Source organism: Citricoccus sp. I39-566 (assembly GCF_031432995.1).
Lineage (GTDB): Bacteria > Actinomycetota > Actinomycetes > Actinomycetales > Micrococcaceae > Citricoccus > Citricoccus nitrophenolicus_A.
Genome location: NZ_CP133842.1, coordinates 389134 through 406263, shown reverse-complemented (window position 1 = coordinate 406263; position 17130 = coordinate 389134). Strand labels below are relative to the sequence as shown.

16 protein-coding genes and 1 riboswitch are annotated in these 17130 nt (G+C 71.0%); of the genes, 12 read left to right on the top strand and 4 right to left on the bottom strand.

Annotation, left to right across the window (positions count from 1 at the left end; genetic code table 11):
• Window positions 1–54 precede the first annotated feature (54 nt).
• The 4 genes from RE421_RS01890 to RE421_RS01875 are packed head-to-tail and all read left to right on the top strand — an operon-like array spanning window position 55 to window position 5569.
• Window positions 55–963 (top strand): TIM barrel protein, encoded by a 909-nt coding sequence (locus RE421_RS01890; protein ID WP_309813365.1) that lies wholly within the window; start codon window positions 55–57, stop codon window positions 961–963.
• Window positions 960–2762, top strand: coding sequence for an FAD-dependent oxidoreductase (locus tag RE421_RS01885; RefSeq protein WP_309813361.1), 1803 nt, complete (start codon window positions 960–962; stop codon window positions 2760–2762). Before RE421_RS01890 ends, RE421_RS01885 begins: the two co-directional genes overlap by 4 nt.
• Window positions 2759–3646 carry a shikimate dehydrogenase gene (locus RE421_RS01880; protein WP_309813358.1) on the top strand — a complete coding sequence of 296 codons (888 nt, stop codon included), beginning with the start codon at window positions 2759–2761 and terminating at the stop codon, window positions 3644–3646. Before RE421_RS01885 ends, RE421_RS01880 begins: the two co-directional genes overlap by 4 nt.
• A gap of 21 nt (window positions 3647–3667) precedes the next feature.
• The gene (locus RE421_RS01875) at window positions 3668–5569 is read left to right on the top strand and encodes a TIM barrel protein (protein ID WP_309813355.1); all 1902 of its coding nucleotides are present in this window, start codon (window positions 3668–3670) and stop codon (window positions 5567–5569) included.
• A gap of 100 nt (window positions 5570–5669) precedes the next feature.
• Here the strand turns inward: RE421_RS01875 and RE421_RS01870 are convergent, their stop codons facing one another.
• Window positions 5670–7187, bottom strand: a complete 1518-nt coding sequence (locus RE421_RS01870; RefSeq protein ID WP_309813352.1) for a DHA2 family efflux MFS transporter permease subunit — start codon at window positions 7185–7187, stop codon at window positions 5670–5672.
• A gap of 159 nt (window positions 7188–7346) precedes the next feature.
• Here RE421_RS01870 and RE421_RS01865 point away from each other — a divergent pair, with 159 nt between their 5' ends.
• A complete protein-coding gene (locus tag RE421_RS01865) occupies window positions 7347–7709 on the top strand; it encodes a hypothetical protein (RefSeq protein WP_309813350.1) in 363 nt (120 codons plus the stop codon).
• Window positions 7710–7715: 6 nt separating this feature from the next.
• Here RE421_RS01865 and RE421_RS01860 read toward each other — a convergent pair whose 3' ends face one another.
• A complete protein-coding gene (locus tag RE421_RS01860) occupies window positions 7716–7877 on the bottom strand; it encodes a hypothetical protein (protein ID WP_309813348.1) in 162 nt (53 codons plus the stop codon).
• A gap of 31 nt (window positions 7878–7908) precedes the next feature.
• Entirely contained in the window at window positions 7909–8670 is a 762-nt protein-coding gene (locus RE421_RS01855) for a class E sortase (RefSeq protein WP_309813345.1), read from the bottom strand.
• Window positions 8671–8792: 122 nt separating this feature from the next.
• Between RE421_RS01855 and RE421_RS01850 the strand changes: the two genes are divergently transcribed.
• From RE421_RS01850 to RE421_RS01835, 4 genes are all read left to right on the top strand, one after another.
• Window positions 8793–9653, top strand: coding sequence for a siderophore-interacting protein (locus RE421_RS01850; RefSeq protein WP_309813343.1), 861 nt, complete (start codon window positions 8793–8795; stop codon window positions 9651–9653).
• An 87-nt stretch (window positions 9654–9740) separates the two neighbouring features.
• Window positions 9741–9838, top strand: a riboswitch (SAM riboswitch).
• Between the two features lie 111 nt (window positions 9839–9949).
• Window positions 9950–11293 (top strand): acyl-CoA dehydrogenase family protein, encoded by a 1344-nt coding sequence (locus tag RE421_RS01845; protein WP_309813340.1) that lies wholly within the window; start codon window positions 9950–9952, stop codon window positions 11291–11293.
• Window positions 11294–11322: 29 nt separating this feature from the next.
• Window positions 11323–12672, top strand: coding sequence for an MFS transporter (locus RE421_RS01840; RefSeq protein ID WP_309813338.1), 1350 nt, complete (start codon window positions 11323–11325; stop codon window positions 12670–12672).
• Entirely contained in the window at window positions 12669–14054 is a 1386-nt protein-coding gene (locus tag RE421_RS01835; protein WP_309813336.1) for an LLM class flavin-dependent oxidoreductase, read from the top strand. Before RE421_RS01840 ends, RE421_RS01835 begins: the two co-directional genes overlap by 4 nt.
• A 32-nt stretch (window positions 14055–14086) precedes the next feature.
• On the opposite strand, the gene RE421_RS01830 is transcribed toward RE421_RS01835, so the two are convergent.
• The gene (locus tag RE421_RS01830; RefSeq protein WP_309813334.1) at window positions 14087–14662 is read right to left on the bottom strand and encodes a biliverdin-producing heme oxygenase; all 576 of its coding nucleotides are present in this window, start codon (window positions 14660–14662) and stop codon (window positions 14087–14089) included.
• Between the two features lie 36 nt (window positions 14663–14698).
• Here RE421_RS01830 and RE421_RS01825 point away from each other — a divergent pair, with 36 nt between their 5' ends.
• The 3 genes from RE421_RS01825 to RE421_RS01815 are packed head-to-tail and all read left to right on the top strand — an operon-like array spanning window position 14699 to window position 17107.
• The gene (locus RE421_RS01825; protein WP_309813331.1) at window positions 14699–15163 is read left to right on the top strand and encodes an iron chelate uptake ABC transporter family permease subunit; all 465 of its coding nucleotides are present in this window, start codon (window positions 14699–14701) and stop codon (window positions 15161–15163) included.
• The gene (locus RE421_RS01820) at window positions 15163–15984 is read left to right on the top strand and encodes a heme ABC transporter ATP-binding protein (protein ID WP_309813328.1); all 822 of its coding nucleotides are present in this window, start codon (window positions 15163–15165) and stop codon (window positions 15982–15984) included. Before RE421_RS01825 ends, RE421_RS01820 begins: the two co-directional genes overlap by 1 nt.
• Window positions 15985–16030: 46 nt before the next feature.
• The gene (locus RE421_RS01815; protein ID WP_309813323.1) at window positions 16031–17107 is read left to right on the top strand and encodes a siderophore-interacting protein; all 1077 of its coding nucleotides are present in this window, start codon (window positions 16031–16033) and stop codon (window positions 17105–17107) included.
• The last annotated feature ends 23 nt before the right edge of the window (window positions 17108–17130 follow it).

Here is a 17130-nt window from a genome sequence, read left to right as displayed (position 1 = left end):
CATTGAATGGGCCACCGTGTGACGCGCCGGGTGTGAACGGGATTACATGGAACCATGCCCACCGACTCAGGACGCCTCCTCGGCGTGGCCCAACTCTCGCTGCTCTCGGCCGCCCCGCCCCGGCTCGTCCAGCTGGCGGCAGACGCCGGCTTCGACTTCGTGGGGGTCCGGGTGCGTCCCGTCACGGAGGCGGAGACGCCCTTCGACGTCCAGCCGGGCTCGCCGATGCTGGCTGAGACCCTCTCCCGCATGGCGGACACCGGCGTGGTGGTCCGGGACATCGAGTTCCTGCTCCTGGACGGAACTGACCAGCGGGAGGCTTGGTTGCGCATGTTCGAGGCGGGGCAGGCCCTCGGGGCCGAGTCGCTGACCGTGGCGTGCGGGGACCCTGACCTGTCCCGCGCCCGGGACACCCTGGCCCAGATGGCCGAGGACGGCCGCCCCTACGGCATCAGCCCGGGGCTGGAGGCGATCAGCTACCAGAGCGTCCGGTCCATCCCGGTGGCGGACGAGCTCGCCGTCCACGCCGGCTGCGACCTCGTGGTGGACACCCTGCACGCGGGCCGCTTCGGCGCCACCGCCGCCGAGCTCGCCGCCGCGGCCGGCCGGGCGCCGATGGTCCAGCTCTGCGACGCCCCGGCCGAGCGCCCCGCCTCCCGGGAGGCCCTGGTGGCGGAGTCTCGCTCGGCGCGGCTGGCCCCCGGAGAGGGCGGACTGGACCTGCTCGGGGTGGTGGCGGCCCTGGAGGCGGGGCTGGCCACGACCCCGCGCGCCGGGACCCAGCTGCCCGTCTCCCTGGAGGTCCCCAACGACGAGGCGGTGGCTCGGCTCGGGGACGCCGGCTGGCTCGAGCACCTGAGGTCCTGCGCCGTGCGCCTGCTGGACCGGCAGGCCCCTCCGGCGCCCGACGGCACCGCCTCCGCAGCCCCCACCCAGACCACCGCAGAAGCGAGGACCCCATGACGAGCACCACGGAGCAGCAGCCCCTGACGGAGGACGAGGCACTGGCCCTGGGCATCCCGGTGGTGGACACGGACGTGCTGGTGGCCGGATCCGGCGCCGGCGGCCTGGCCGCCGCGGTGACGGCCGCGTATCACGGCCTGGAGGTGATGGTGGCGGAGAAGGCCCCCGTCTGCGGCGGAGCCACGAGCTGGTCCGGCGGCTGGGCCTGGACCCCGGGCACCGCCCTGGCCCGCGCCGAGGGAGTGGACGAGGACCGCGAGCAGTTCCGCAGCTACCTGCGCGCCGTGCTGGGGCAGCGCTACACGGAGGCCGCGGGGGAGAAGATCGACGCCTTCCTCGAGGCCGTGCCGCACATGGTCGGGTTCTTCCACACCAAGACCTCCCTGCAGTTCGTCACCGGTGCGCGGATCCATGACATCTACGGAGACCTTCCCGGCGCCGGTACCGGAAACCGCTCGGTGGGACCGGCCCCGGTCAACGCCCGGGAGTTCAGTCCGGCACTGCTGAAGAAGATGCGCCGCCAGTTCTACACCACGTCCTTCTTCGGCATGGGCATCATGGCCGGCCAGGACCTGTCCACGTTCCTCAAGGCCTCCCAGTTCAAGCTGGAGGGCTGGGTGCACTCGGTCAAGCGCGTGGTCCCGCACCTGGTCGACCTGGCCACCAGGGGCCGCTCGATGCACCTGGTCAACGGCACCGCCCTGACCGGCCGGCTGATGAAGTCCGCGGACGACCTCGGGGTGCGGATCCACGTCAACACCCCGGTCCAGTGCCTGGTCCGCTCCGCCGAGGGGCGCATCACCGGCGCCATCATCGGAGGGCCCGACGGCGGCCGGTACGTCCGCGCGCAGCGCGGCGTGGTGCTGGCGACCGGTGGATTCCCGAACGACGTGGGCCGGCGTCGGGAGCTGTTCCCGAAGACCCCCACGGGCAACGAGCACTGGACCCTGGCCCCGGACGGGACCACCGGTGACGGCCTGGAGATGGCGCTCGGCGCCGGCGGGGTGTTCGATACGGACATGGCGTCCCCGGCGGCCTGGTGCCCCGTCTCCCTGGTGGCCTATCCCGGGAACCGGCACGGGGTGTTCCCACACATCATGGACCGCGCCAAGCCCGGTTCCATCGGCGTGCGCCGGGACGGGAAGCGCTTCGTCAACGAGGCCAACGGCTACTACGACTACGTCAGCGGACTGCTGGAGGCCACGGGCGAGGGGGAGGCGGTCGAGTCCTGGCAGATCGCCGACTCCACCGCGATCCGGCGCTACTCGCTGGGCTTCGCCAAGCCGATCCCGATGCCGCTGACCCCCTACCTGAAGACGGGGTACCTGGTGCGGGGGGACACGATCGCGGACCTGGCGCGCGCGTGCGGGATCGATCCGGAGGGACTGGAGCGGACCGTGCGGGAGTTCAACGAGAACGCCCGGCGCGGCGAGGACCCGGAGTTCGCCCGTGGCGCCACGGCCTTCAACCGCTACGGCGGTGATCCCGAGGTCGGCCCGAACCCCTCGCTGGCGCCGCTGGAGAAGGGACCGTTCTACGCGGTGCACGTGCGTCCGGGCTCCTTCGGGACCTTCGCCGGCATCGCCGCGGACACCCACGCCCGGGTGGTGGACGGCGAGGGCGAGCCGATCGAGGGGCTCTACACGGCCGGCAACGACCACGCCTCCATCATGCGCGGCCACTACCCGGCCGGCGGCATCAACCTCGGTCCCGCTCTGACCTTCGGCTACGTGGCGGGCCGCCACCTGGCCGGCGCGACCGCGTACGAAGACGGCGAGACGGCAGGGGAGGCGCGATGAGCACCCTCGAGGAGTCCTATCTTGTCGGGCTGATCGGGGACGGCATCACCGCCTCCCTCAGCCCGCCCATGCACGAGCAGGAGGGACGCGAGCACGGGCTGCTCTACCTCTACCGCCCCGTGGACACGGGAGCCCTGGGCCTGCAGGGACAGGCGGCCCAGGACGCCGCTCCCCGGCTGCTGGCGGCCGGCCGGGACCTCGGCTTCAACGCCTTCAACATCACCCACCCCTTCAAGCAGACGATCATGGAGCACCTCGACGAGGTGGACCCGGACGCCCGCAACCTCGGCGCCGTGAACACCGTGGTGTTCCGGGACGGCAGGTCGGTGGGCTACAACACCGACTACTCCGGGTACATCACCGGCCTGCAGGGCGCGATCGCGGAGCCGGACCTCGGTGACGTGGTGCAGTTGGGCGCCGGGGGAGCCGGCTCTGCCATCGCCTATGCGCTGCTGCGCGCCGGCGCCCGGCAGCTGACCCTGATCGACCTGGACCTGGACCGCTCCACGGCCCGGGCCGCCGCACTCCAGGAGCAGTTCCCGGACCAGGCCGTGCGGGCCCGTCCGCACGCGGACCTGCCGGCCTCCCTGGTCACCGCGACCGGACTGGCCCACTGCACCCCCGTCGGCATGCACTCCCACCCCGGGATGCCGATCGAGTCCTCCTGGCTGCGTCCGGAGATGTGGGTCTCCGAGGTGGTCTACCTGCCGGTGGAGACCGAACTGGTGGTGGCCGCCCGCGCGGCCGGCTGCCAGGTGGTGGACGGCGGCCGGATGGCGGTGGGCCAGGCGCTGGACGCCTTCGGGCTGATGACCGGCCTGCGGGCCGACCCGGAGCGGGTGCGCCGCCACTTCCTGGAGCTCGTCGCCCGGAACCAGGGCTGAGATGCGACGTAGGGTTGAACCATGAGCCAGACCTCCTCCCCGGGCCCCGCCCGCATGCAGAAGACCTCGATCGCCACGGTGTGCCTGGCCGGCACGCTGGAGGAGAAGATGCGGGCCGCCGCGGAGGCCGGATTCGACGGCATCGAGGTGTTCGAGCCGGACCTGGTGGCCTCCCCGCTCTCCCCGGAGCAGGTGCGGGACCTGGCCGAGGAGCTGGGGCTCACCCTGGACCTCTACCAGCCGTTCCGGGACCTCGAGGGGGTCCCCGAGGAGCAGTTCCAGCAGAACCTGCGCCGGCTCGAGGCGAAGTTCCAGCTCATGCGGCGCCTCGGTGTGGACCTGCTCCTGCTGTGCTCCAACGTGGGTACCGCCACGAGCTGGGAGGATCCCGTGGCGGTGGAGCAGTTGCGCCGCGCCGCGGACCTCGCCGCCGGCTATGGGATCCGCATCGCCTATGAGGCCCTGGCCTGGGGCCGCTTCGTCAACACCTACGAGCACGCCTGGTCCCTGGTCCAGCAGGCCGACCGTCCCAACCTCGGCGTCTGCCTGGACTCGTTCCACATCCTCTCCCGCCGCGGCGACGTCAGTGGCTTCCGGGAGATCCCCGGGGACAAGGTGTTCTTCGTGCAGATGGCGGACGCCCCGATCATGCTCATGGACGTGCTGTCCTGGTCCCGCCACCACCGCAACTTCCCGGGCGAGGGCGGCTTCGACCTGGTCACCTTCATGCGGGAGCTCTACGCCACCGGGTACACGGGGCCGGTGTCCCTGGAGGTCTTCTCGGACGTCTACCGCCAGACGGAGTCGGTCCGCACCGCCCGCGAGGCGATGCGGTCGCTGCAGTGGCTCGATGATGCCCAGGCCGGGGACACCCCCGCCCACCCCACCGGCTGGGACTTCGCCGAGGTCCGCGCCGCCGAGCCGTCCGACCTGTCCGAGGTGCTGACGCAGTTGGGGTTTGCGGACCGCGGACGCCACCGCACCAAGGACGTGCACCTGTTCTCCGCCGGCGCCGCCCGGGTGGTCACCAATGACCGCACCGAGGCACCGCTGGAGCACGCCGGGGGCTCGGTCATCGCTTCCGTGGGGTTGCAGGTGCCGGACCCGCGGGCCACGGCCGAGCACGCCCGCGCGCTGCACTTCCCGAAGGCCTGGCGCGCCAACCGCGCCGATGAGATGGTCCTGCGCGGCGTCCAGGCGCCGGACGGCACTGAGGTGTTCCTGGCGCCGACCTCGGCCGACGCCCCGCAGTGGGTGGGAGAGTACGGGGAGCGCGATGCCGCGCCCGGGGGAGACGTCCCCGGCGGGGACGGGCTGATCCTCGGGATCGACCACGTGAACCTGGCCCAGCCGTGGCAGTGGTTCGAGGAGGGCGTGCTGTTCTACCGCTCGCTGTTCGGGCTCGCCGCGCAGGTCAGCAACGACGTGGCGTCCCCGCAGGGGCTCGTGCGCTCCGAGGTGATGCGGACCCCGGACGGCGCCGTGCGCATCCCGCTGAACCTGATCCCGCACGGGCTGGACCCGGGGCGCTCCTCGGACACGCGGTCCGTGAGCGGCCACGTGGACCACAGCGAACTGCGCCTGAAGGCCGCCTACCCGCAGCACGTGGCGTTCCTGGCCACGGACGCGGTGGAGGTCGCCCGCCGGGCCCGCGCCCGCGGCCTGAGGATGCTGCCGGTGCCCTCGAACTACTACGAGGACCTGGCCGCCCGCTTCGGCCTGGACGAGGGGTTCCTGGCGGAGCTGCGCGAGCACGACGTCATGTACGACCGGGACGAGGGCGGGGAGTTCCTGCACTTCTACACCCGGACCGTGGGCACCGTGTTCTTCGAGGTGGTGGAGCGCCGGGGCGGCTACGAGGGCTACGGCGCCGGCTCCGCCCCCGTCCGGCTGGCCGCCCAGTACGACCTCGACCGCCAGTAGCCCCGCCATGCAACTGGAGGTCGAAAGCGGCCCGATTACTGGCGAGTAACCGCACAGAATGGACCGCTTTCGACCTCCAGATGAGGGGGTGGCGGGAGCGTCAGTGCACGGGGGCGTCCTCCGGGGTGCGCTCTCCGGACAGGACGTCCGGCTCCTCGTCCGCCGGGACGGACTTCACGAAGAACGAGCCCGCGAACGCCACCAGGGAGATCACGGCGCCCCAGACCATGGCGTTGTGGATGCCCGTCATCAGGGCCTGGCCGGGCTCGGCGCCGCTGGTCGCCCCGGCGAGGGTCGCCGTCGTCATCACCGTGATGAACACCGCGGTGCCGGCCGCGCCCGCCACCTGCTGCAGGGTGGAGAGGATGGCCGAGCCGTGGGAGTACAGCCGGCGGGGCAGGGACCCGAGGGCCGCCGTCATGAGCGGGGAGAACATGAAGGACAGCCCGCCGTTGAGCAGCATGTGCCAGGCGATGACCGTGGACTGGGCGCTGTCCGAGGACAGGGTGGTCATGCCCCACAGCGCCGTGGCCACCACGGCGGTGCCCGGGATGACCAGGGGACGGGCGCCCACCCGGTCGAAGAGCCGCCCGACGATCAGACCCATGATGCCCATCAGCAGGCCGCCGGGCAGCAGCGTCAGGCCGGTGTGCATGGCGTCCAGGCCCAGCACGGACTGCAGGTAGATCGGCAGCACGATCAGGGTGCCGAACATGCCCATCATCCCGATGCACATCATCACCAGCGAGATCGTGAACGTGGGGGTGCCGAAGGCCCGGACGTCCAGCAGGGCGTGGTCCCGCAGCCCGAGCTGGCGCCACGTGAACACCGTCAGGGACAGCACGCCCACGGCCAGGGGAATCCACGGCGCCACGAGCGCGTTGCCCTCCGCGGCGGAGCCGATGCTGCTCAGGCCGAAGACCAGTCCGGCGAAGCCGAGGGCCGCCAGGATCACGGAGAACACGTCCAGGGGCAGCTCACGGGTCTCGGTGACGTTGCGGATCATGGTGGCGCCGAGGACCAGCGCGAGCGCGGCGATCGGCAGCATGATCCAGAACATCCAGCGCCAGTTGAGGGCGTCGAGGATGACGCCGCCGAGGGTGGGTCCGGTGGCCGGGGCCACCGCGATGACGATGGAGATCACGCCCATGGTCCGGCCGCGCCGGCTGGCGGGCACCACGTTGAGCACGGTGGTGAACAGCAGCGGCATCATGATGGCGGTGCCGACGGCCTGGACCACGCGCCCGGCCACGAGCACCAGGAAGGTCGGGGCCAGGCCGGCCAGCAGGGTGCCCAGCAGGAAGCTGGTCATCGCGATGAGGAACACCGTGCGCAGCGGCAGTCGGGTGAGCAGGTAGCCGCTGATCGGGATGACGGCGGCCATGGTCAGCATGAAGGCCGTCGTGATCCACTGCGCGCTGGAGGCGCTGATGGCGAACTCACCCATCAGCTCCGGCAGCGCCACGGACATGACGGTCTCGTTCAGGATCACCACGAAGGCGGCGACCACGAGCAGGGCGATCACCCGGGTGGCGCCGGCGGGGACGGTCGGTTCCGACGGTTTCAGGGTGGTGCCCCCGTAGGCGGCGGCGGGGTGTTCGGCGGCCGATGCGGGCACGGCGTTCCTCTCTGACAAGACAGCGGGAGCCGGTGGGCTCCGGTAGTCCAACACTCGTACAGTGTGCCGGTATTCCCCGGTCAACGCCGCATCCGATCCTGCGCGGGCCCCGAGGCGTTCGTCACGGCGGGTGCTGACCCCGGTGCTACCCTGGGCCGCATGGCGCTACCGGGAGGGTGGATCGAACACCGCCGCGAGGACGGTGAGCCCATCGGATGGATCGTGCCCGACGGCGGCCGGTTCCGTCCCGTGGACATCCTCGGCCGCCCGGTGGGCGGGCCGGTGGACTGGTTCGAGGCGGAGGAGGCGCTCGAGGAGCGGGGTCTGGCCTTCCTGGCCGAGCGTCACGTGCTGCGGCTGCCCGACGGCAGCGAGCGGCCGGTGAGGATCAGCCAGGCCAGTCCCGAGGGCATCGTGGTGGTGGCCGACGAGTACGGAGCCGCCTCGGCGGTGGGCGCCGGCGCCCAGACCTTCCGGTTGACGTTCCCCGCGCCGGCTGAGTTGCTCCTGCACGGGCGCTGACGCGTCTCAGCCCGCCCCGACGGTCGACTCGGTCCACGGGCTCACGGTGGAGACCCAGGGGAACACGAACTCCATCAGCAGCAGCACCACGGCGGCCGCGAGGACCAGGCAGATCAGGATGCGGGCCCACAGGGGTCCGGGCAGGTGGCGGAAGATCCAGGCGTACACGGTGTGGCCGTCCTCTCGGTCTTGTTCTGGGCTAGCCCGCGGCCGGGGCGGCGTCCGCGCCGGCCGCCGCGGCGATCTCCGCGGGTGGGCCGTCGGAGAGGGGCCGCCAGGACTCGAGCTCGGCGTAGGCGATCATCCGCTCGCGCACGGTGAAGGGCGGGTGACAGGTGGTCAGGGTCAGGGTGGAGACGGTCGGCTCGGCCTCGGGCCGGTGCGGCACCGGCAGCAGGACCGAGGACTCGGAGGGCTGGACGATCTCGGTCCCCGTGTGCCGGTACGTGTAGTAGCCGGTCTCAGTCTGCACATACAGCCGGTCGCCGGGGCGGAGCTGGTCCATGTCCCAGAACACCTGGCCGTGGGACTGCCGGTGGCCGGCCACCGCGAAGTTCCCGGGCTCGCCCGGCCACTGCGTCCCCGGGTAGTGGCCGATCCCGGCGGAGTTCAGGACCTCGTGGCCCACCCCCTCGGCGATCGGCCGGGCGTAGCCCTCGCCGAAGCGCGGGACATAGAGGATGCCGAAGGCCTCCCCGTCCTCCGCCGCCGGGGTCACGGGGGCGAGTCCGGCGGCCGGGGCCGGCTCGGTTCCGTCCGAGCCGGCCCCGAAGTCCTCGGCCAGTCGCTCCACCGCGGCGTCCTGGACCCTGCCGGCCTCGAGGTTGGTCCACCACAGCTCCCACACGGCGTAGAGGGCCACGAGCACCCCGAGGGTGATGAGCAGCTCCCCGGCCACGCCCACCAGCCGCGCGCCGCGCCGGGTGCGTCCACGACGGCCGCCGGCTGCATCCGTTCCCATGTCCTGCCGCTGACCTGCTTCCGTGTGCTGGGCCGTCTCAACCTCGGGCAACCCCATATTGCGCAAGCCCGAAATGACGTAACGTCGAACTCACTATGCCATCGACCGAAGGAAGAGACTCCATGACCGCCCGATCGTCCGTGCCGGCCAGCTCCCGCCCCCAGCGCCAGCCCAAGCCGCCGGTGCTGCTGGAGGTCGTGGCCACGGAACGGCTCGGCCCGCACATGGTGCGGTTGACGCTCGGTGGGGACGGTTTCTCCGCCTACCAGGACAAGGATGCCACGGACAAGTACATCAAGCTGATGTTCGCGGACCCGGCGCTGGGCCTGGAGATGCCCTATGACATGGACCGACTCCGCGAGACCCTGCCTCCGGAGAAGATGCCCGTGCGTCGCACCTACACGGTGCGGTCGGTGGACCATGACGCCGGCACCCTGGACGTGGACTTCGTGGTGCACGGTGAGGACGGCCTCGCCGGACCCTGGGCGGCCAACGCGCAGATCGGGGACCCGGTGACCTTCGGCGGCCCCGGGGGGATGCACTCCCCCGATCCGGATGCCGACTGGCACCTGCTCGCCGGGGACGAGTCCGCCCTTCCCGCGATCGCCGCCGTCCTGGAGGCGATGCCGGCGGAAGCCACGGGACTGGCGATCATCGAGGTGGCCGGGCCGGAGGACCAGCTCGAGCTGCGGGCTCCGGAGGGTATCGAGGTGCGGTGGCTGCACCGCGGTGACGCCTTCAGTCCCGAGACGACCCGGCTGGCCCACGCGGTCATCGAGACGCCCTGGCGCGAGGGCACCGTCCAGGTGTTCGCCCACGGAGAGCGAGAGATGGTCAAGGACCTGCGCCGCTACCTCGCCGACGTCCGCGGCGTGGACCGGCGCCAGATGTCTCTGTCCGCGTACTGGGCCTACGGCCGCGCCGAGGAGGCGTTCCAGGCCGAGAAGCGCGAGCCGATCGGGCAGATCTTCCCCGAGGCCTGAGCCCGGCGTCAAGGCCGAGGCTGCACGTTGCCTCCCGTGACGCGAGTAACATCGCGAGAGGCCGCATGTTCCGTTACGGTGGACCGGTAACCATCCAGAGCGGCTGAGAGACCTGGCTCCGTGACGCCGCAGCAACCCGTGGGATTCCTTCCCTTGTCGGGTGCTACCGCCAGGACCGATGGAGATCCATGGTCTGCGGCACGTCCGCGTCGCTCGATCCCGGGAAGTAGCCGGCCCGCTGGCCGGTCTCGACCCAGGCCACGGGGATCCTTCGGTGTGACCGAGAGGACCGCCGAATGACCGCCAGCGCCAGCCTGACGCACCCCGTGACGGGGAAGAGCCTCGCGACCGGTACGAACCTCGCCACGGACCTTCCCCGGGACTACGAGGGACTTCGAGAGTACTTCCAGCCGCTGTTCGACCAGATCGCCGCGGGCGCCGTGGAACGGGAGCGGGAGCGCGGGTTGCCCTCCGACGTCGTCCGCGCCCTGGACGAGGCCGGTTTCGGTACCCTGCGGGTCCCCGCGAACCACGGCGGGCCCGGTATCTCGCTGGTGGACTTCTTCCGCCTGGTCATGGACCTGGCCGAGGCTGACTCCAATGTGGCCCATATCTACCGGTCCCACTATGGCTTCCTCGAGTCGCTGCGTTTCCAGCCCCGGCCCATCCAGGAGGCCTGGTACTCGAGGGTGCTGGCCGGGGCCACCGTGGGCAACGCCTCCACGGAGAAGGGTGGCAACACCCTGGGCACCCTCAACACCACGCTGACGGAGAGTGGCGCGGGCACCGCGGAACTGAACGGGACCAAGTTCTATGCCACGGGCTCCATCTACTCGGACTACACCCGCGTCTCTGCTGCTCGGGTGGGGCCTGATGGCGCCACCCAAGAGGGGCGTCAGTTCGCCGTGGTCGCCACCGACGACGCCGGAGTCACCCTGGAGGACGACTGGGACGGCTTCGGGCAGAAGCTCACCGGCACCGGGACCGCCGTCTTCTCTCGGGTCCCCGTCCCGGCGCACGCAGTGCTGGACCGTGCCCCCGGATCTGCGGAGGCCGTGCATGAGGCCGCCTTCTTCCAGCTCGTGTTGCTGGCCGTGCTGGCCGGGATCGCCCGGGCCGCCCGCCGGGATACCGTGGCGGTCATCCGCACCCGCAAGCGCACCTTCAACACCGGTTCGGGCTTGACGTTCAGCGAGGATCCGATCATCCAGGAGGCCGCCGGGCGCATCGCCGCCAAGGCCTTCACCGCTGAGGCCACGGTGCTGCACGCGGCCCGTGCCCTGGACGCGGGTATCGCTGCGGCGGAGGCCGTCGGTGCGGACCGCACCGATTTCGCCGGGGAACTGCCGGCGGAGCTGTACGGGTCCGAACTGGCGGTCGAGCACGCCATGATCACCGTGCCGGAGCTTGGCATCGGAGCAGCCCAGGACCTGTTCCTGACCGTTGGAGCCTCCGCCACGTCCACCTCCAAGGCCCTGGACCGGCACTGGCGCAACGCCCAGACTGTGGCTACTCACAATCCCATCGCGTTCCGGGCTCGCTCCCTGGGCGACTACTGGATCAACGGCACCCTGCCCGAAGGTCTGAACGCCATCGGCGACGCGAAGATCGCCGCATCCGCAACGGGGGGCCAGCGATGAGAAGTGCCACAGTACCGCAGGCGAACATCATGAACGGCAAGAAGCGAGTCCTGGCCTCGGCCTTCGCCGGCACCACGATCGAGTGGTATGACTTCTACCTCTACGGCACGGCCGCCGCGCTGATCTTCAATGTCCAGTTCTTCCCGATGGCCACCGAGCTTGGCGGGATCGTGGCCTCCTTCGCCACCCTCGCCGTCGGGGTGATCGCCCGCCCGGTGGGCGGCATCATCGCCGGCCACCTGGGGGACCGTATCGGCCGGAAGTCCATGCTGGTGGCTTCATTGTTGCTGATGGGAATCGCCTCCACCTTGATCGGACTGCTGCCGACCTTCGACTCCATCGGCTGGTGGGCCGTGGCCGGACTCGTGATCCTGCGTGTCCTGCAGGGCATCTCTGCCGGAGCTGAATGGGGCGGTTCCGCGCTTCTGAGTGTGGAGCACTCTCCGGCACGCCATCGTGGCTTCTTTGGATCCTTCACCCAGATCGGCTCCTCGGCCGGCATGCTGTTGGCCACCGGGGCCTTCTTCCTGGTGCAGAACGCGCTGACTGCGGAGCAGTTCGCCGAGTTCGGTTGGCGGATCCCCTTCCTGCTCTCTGCTCTCCTGGTGGCCGTCGGCCTCTGGATCCGGCTCGGAGTCTCGGACGCCCCAGAGTTCCTGGAGCACCAGTCCTCCGGCAACGTGGAGAAGGCGCCGCTGAAGGTCCTGCTGGCCCACCACCGCCGGCCCTTGCTGGTCACCATCGGCCTGCGCCTGGCCCAGAACGCCATCTACTACCTGGTCACCGTGTACATGCTGACGTTCTTGCGGGACGAACGCGGGGACTCCACCTCCGGCGTCACCGCGGTCATGATCGCTTCGGCCATCGGCCTGCTTTCCACGCCGTTCTGGGGTTGGCTTTCCGATAGGGTCGGGCGCCGCCGCGTGTCCGTCACCGGTTACGCTGCGATCGGGGTGTTCGGATGGATCTTCTTCGCCTTCCTGGACGTGGGTCCGCTGGGCCTGCTGCCGCTCGTGGTGATCCTGGGCATCAACCTCATCCACGACGCGGTCTACGGTCCGCAGGCCGCATGGTTCGCCGAGCAGTTCCCCGTTCACGTGCGCTATTCAGGGGTCAGCATGGGCTACCAGATCGGCACCGTGCTCGGCGGCGGGCTGATGCCGATGATCGCCGCCCTGCTCTTCGCGGCTGGCGGGGAAGCCCCGTGGTTGATCACCGGCTACCTCACCGTGCTGGCAGTGCTCTCCGTGGTGGCAGGCCTGGCCGCGAAGGACCCTGCCCGTGACCGGCACGGGGTGGAACTGACGGACCTGCACACCGCCCCGACTGACCCGGCTGGCCAGCCACGAACCGAGAAGACCGTGAGGACTACCGTATGAGCCAACCGACGAGCCGCCCCATGCTGCTCAACGCCTTCGACATGATGGTGCCGGTGCACCAGTCGCCTGGGCTCTGGCGCCATCCCGAGTCCATCGTGGCCGGTTTCGACACCCTGCCGTACTGGACGGATCTGGCTCGGACCTTGGAGCGTGGTGGTTTCGCCTCGCTGTTCCTGGCAGACATTCCGGGCATCTACGACGTCCACGACGGCTCCACCGACGCCAGCCTGCGTGGTGGCGTGCAGGTGCCCCTGCTGGACCCACTGGTGGTGGTGCCGGCCATGGCCGCCGTCACCGATCGCCTCGGCTTCGGCATCACGGCCTCGGTGACCTACGAGGCGCCCTACCTGCTGGCCCGGACCTTCGCCACCCTGGACCACTTCACCGGCGGTCGGATCGCCTGGAACGTGGTCACCTCCTACCAGGACTCGGCCGCTCGCAACCTGGGCATGGACCAGCAGATCCCCCATGACGAGCGCTACGACCGGGCCGATGAGTACATGGAGGTCATGTACAAGCTCTTCGAATCCTCCTTCGAGGATGGGGCCGTGGTCGCTGACGCCGAACGCGGCGTCTTCGTGGATCCGGCGAAGGTGCACCCGGTGGGCCACCGCGGCCGCTACTTCTCCGTGCCGGACCAGGCCCTGACGCATCCCGGGCCTCAGGGCACCCCGCTCCTGTTCCAGGCCGGGGCCTCCAAACGCGGCCAGCAGTTCGCGGTGGACCACGCCGAGGCGATCTTCTTCATCGGCAACACCACGCAGTTGGTGCGCACCTGGGTGGATGGGGTCCGCGACGGGCTCGAGGCCGGTGGCCGGGCGCGGGACGCGATCAAGGTCTTCACCATGGCCACCGTGGTGGTGGCCGAGACGGACGAGGAGGCCCAAGGCCGGTTGGCCGGTTACCGAGAGCACGTGGACATCGACGGAGCGCTGGCGCTGTTCGGCGGCTGGACCGGCGTGGACCTCTCGGGACATGACCCGGATGCCCCGCTGGAGTACATCCAGACTGAGGCCAACCAGTCCGCCCTGGCCGCCTTCACCAAGCTGTCCCCAGATGCCACCTGGACGGTCCGGACGCTGGCCGAGTTCATCGCGATCGGCGGCCGCGGCCCAGTGATCGCCGGCTCCCCGCAGACTGTGGTGGATGAGCTTGTGGCGTGGCAGGAGGCCACGGACGTGGACGGCTTCAACATCTCCGCCGCTGTCCGCCCAGCGGACCTGGAGCGGTTCACGGATCTAGTGTCTCCAGAGCTGCGTCGCCGCGGACTGCTGCCGGAGGGGCCTGCAGGGCCTGACGGTGCTGTGACCCTGCGCGAGCGGCTATTGGGCGGAGGGTCTCATCTGGCCCCCGACCACCGAGGGGCCTCCTTCCGTCGGTGAGTCGGTGAGTCGGTGAGTCGGCGAGCCAGTCGTCAGACGGCGGCGCCGGCCCGCTGGCGGGAGAGGCCGTCGAGCTGGTGGAAGACGGCCTTGTTGTGCTGGAAGCCGAGCCTGGCCTCCCCGATGAACGCCTCCTCCTGCTCGGTCGTGAGCCCGAGTGAGTCCAGCCGCAGCCGGTAGCCGTCCTTGTACACCTTGGGCTTCTCGATCTCGGCGAACCGGTACATGGAGAGGTGCTCCTCGGTCAGCCCGTAGTGACGCGAGACCATTCGGCCGATTGCCTGCCCGCCGGAGAGGTCCCCCAGGTAGCGCAGGTAGTGGTGGGCGGCCAGCCGGGCGTGGTCGTGCTCCACCTCGGCGATGCGCAGCACGTAGGCGCGGGTGGCCGGCAGTTCGACTGGCGCCTCGTCCAGGCCGGCGACCGGCAGGAGATTGGCCAGGTCCCGTCGGATGAAGGGAGCGCGCTCCAAGGCGGGGTCGAACAGGTCTGCCACGGGGGCCGGTGAGGTGACCCGGGCCAGGGCCACCGAGTCCTCCAGCTGGTGGTAGATGCGCTCGTACTGCGAGAGCAGCAGGGCGTAGTCCGTGCGGGATCGGCGCCCGCCCATGAGGTCGGAGATGAAGGTGGCGGTCTCCGCCTCCTGGTGGTCGGCGCGGGTCAGTTCGCCACCTGGACGGCGGTGGCCACCGCCGGCGTGGTGTTCCTGCTCGGTGTGGTGGTGGCCGTGGCCCTGCGCGGCCAGCTGGACCTGCTCTCCCTCGGCGAGCGGCCCGCCCAGCACGCCGGGGTGCACGTCGGCCGGCTGCGCGTGGTGTCCATCATCGCGGTGGCTGTGCTGACCTCGGCCGCCGTGGCCTACGCCGGGCTCATCAGCTTCGTGGGCCTCGTGGTGCCGCATGCCCTCCGCCTGGTGATCGGGCCGTCCCACCGGGGGCTGATCCCGCTGTCCGCCCTCGGCGGGGCGGTGCTGCTGTCCCTGGCGGACGTGGCCGCGCGCACCGTCATCCCCTTCGCGGACATGCCGATCGGGATCTTCACCGCCGTGGTCGGCGGACCGGTGTTCTTCATCCTGCTGCGGCAGTCGCTCAAGAAGCAGGGGGCCCGGTGATGCTCCGGGCCCGGGGGATCCACGTGGAGATCCACGGCCGTCCGATCCTGCACGGGGTGGATTTGGAGCTGCGCCCCGGTGAGGTCACGGTGGTGATCGGTCCCAACGGCGCCGGCAAGTCCACGCTCTTCTCCGTGCTCTCCGGTGACATCGCCCCCAGCCGGGGATCCGTGACGCTGGACGGCAGGCCCGTGGCCGAGTGGAAGCCCCAGGCGGCCGCCCGCGAGCGGGCCGTCATGGTGCAGGACTCCACGGTGTCCTTCCCCTTCTCCGTCCGCGAGGTGGTGCAGATGGGACGCGACGCCTGGCGCCGCAGCGAGCAGGCGGACCGGGACGAGGAGGTGGTGGACGGCGCCGTCGCCTCGGTGGGGATCGAACACCTCCAGGACCGGACCATCACCGTGGTCTCCGGCGGCGAACGCCAGCGCACCACCCTGGCCCGGGTGCTGGCCCAGGAGGGGCGCACTGTGCTGCTGGACGAGCCCGTCTCCGCCATGGACATCGCCCACCAGGAGCGCATCCTGTCGCTGTGCCGCGCGCTGGCGGCGCAAGGCGACGCGGTCGCCGTCGTGCTCCATGACCTGGACTCCGCCGCGGTGTACGGCGACCGGGTGCTCCTGTTGGACCACGGGCGCGTGGTGGCGGACGGGACCCCGAATCAGGTGTGCACGGCCGAGCTGCTGAGCCGCGTCTACGGGACGCCGATCGAGGTGTTCGACCTGCACGGGGTGCGGCGGGTGATGCCCTCCCGCCGTCCGGCCGGGCCCCGGCGAGAGGGCGCCGGGGGGCCTATCGGCGCCACCGCGCAGACCGTACGCTGAACGGCAGACACGTCGCCGTTCCACCGCGGTGCCACGGGAGGGATCCATGGGCAGCAAACACCACGTCAGCACACCCGCCACGGACGAGGCCTACGAGCGCTACCGGGCTGCCCGCGAGCAGTATGCCGTGGCCAAGTATGAGTACAAGGCCGCGAAGTACGCGCTGAAGGCCGCCCGGATGCGGGAGCAGGCCGGTGCCGGCGGGGGCCAGCAGGAGCGGCGGGGACGCCACGGACATCACCACGACCGGCACGACAAGCACGACCGGCACGACCGTCGGGGGCACGGCGCGCTGGGTCCGGTGGAGTCCCGCGACTCCATGGACCGATCGATGGAACGCGGCAAGCGCCGGCAGGTGGTGCTGGAGGTGGTGGCCACCGAGCGGATCGGGGAGCACTTCCAGCGCCTCACCCTGGGCGGGCCGGGGTTCGCCGATTTCCGGGACAACCACTTCACGGACAAGTACGTGAAGATCCTCTTCGTGGACCCGGCGCTGGGCCTGGAGCCGCCCTATGACGTGCAGGCCCTGCGCAGGGACCTGCCGAAGCATCAGCGCCCCGTCCGCCGGACCTACACGGTGCACTCGGTGGACGCCGAGGCGGGCACCGTGGTCATCGACTTCGTGCTGCACGGGGGCGCCGGCGTGGCCGGGCCGTGGGCGGCGCGGGCCGCGGTGGGGGAGAAGGTGGCCTTCGCCGGTCCCGGCGGCAAGTACGCCCCGGACGCGGCGGCGGACGCGCACCTGCTGGTGGGGGACGAATCGGCGCTGCCCGCCCTCTCCGCCGCGCTGGCCGAGCTGACCGCGAAGGCCCCGGCCGCCGTCGGGCGCGCCGTCATCGAGGTCGGCGGCCCGGAGGACGAGTGGGAGCTGTCAGCGCCTGCGGGCGTGGAGGTGACCTGGCTGCACCGCGGCGGGGAGTACACGCCGGCCCGCTCGGGACTCGCCGCAGCCGTGGAGTCGATCGGGCGCGAGGAATGGCCGGACGGACGCGTGCACGCCTTCGTGCACGGGGAGAAGACCATGGTCAAGCGGCTGCGCCGGCACCTGACCGAGGACCGCGGCGTGGACCGGCGGATGCTGTCCCTGTCCTCCTACTGGACCCACGGCACGGCCGACGACTGAACCACGCCATCACCCGGCGGTGG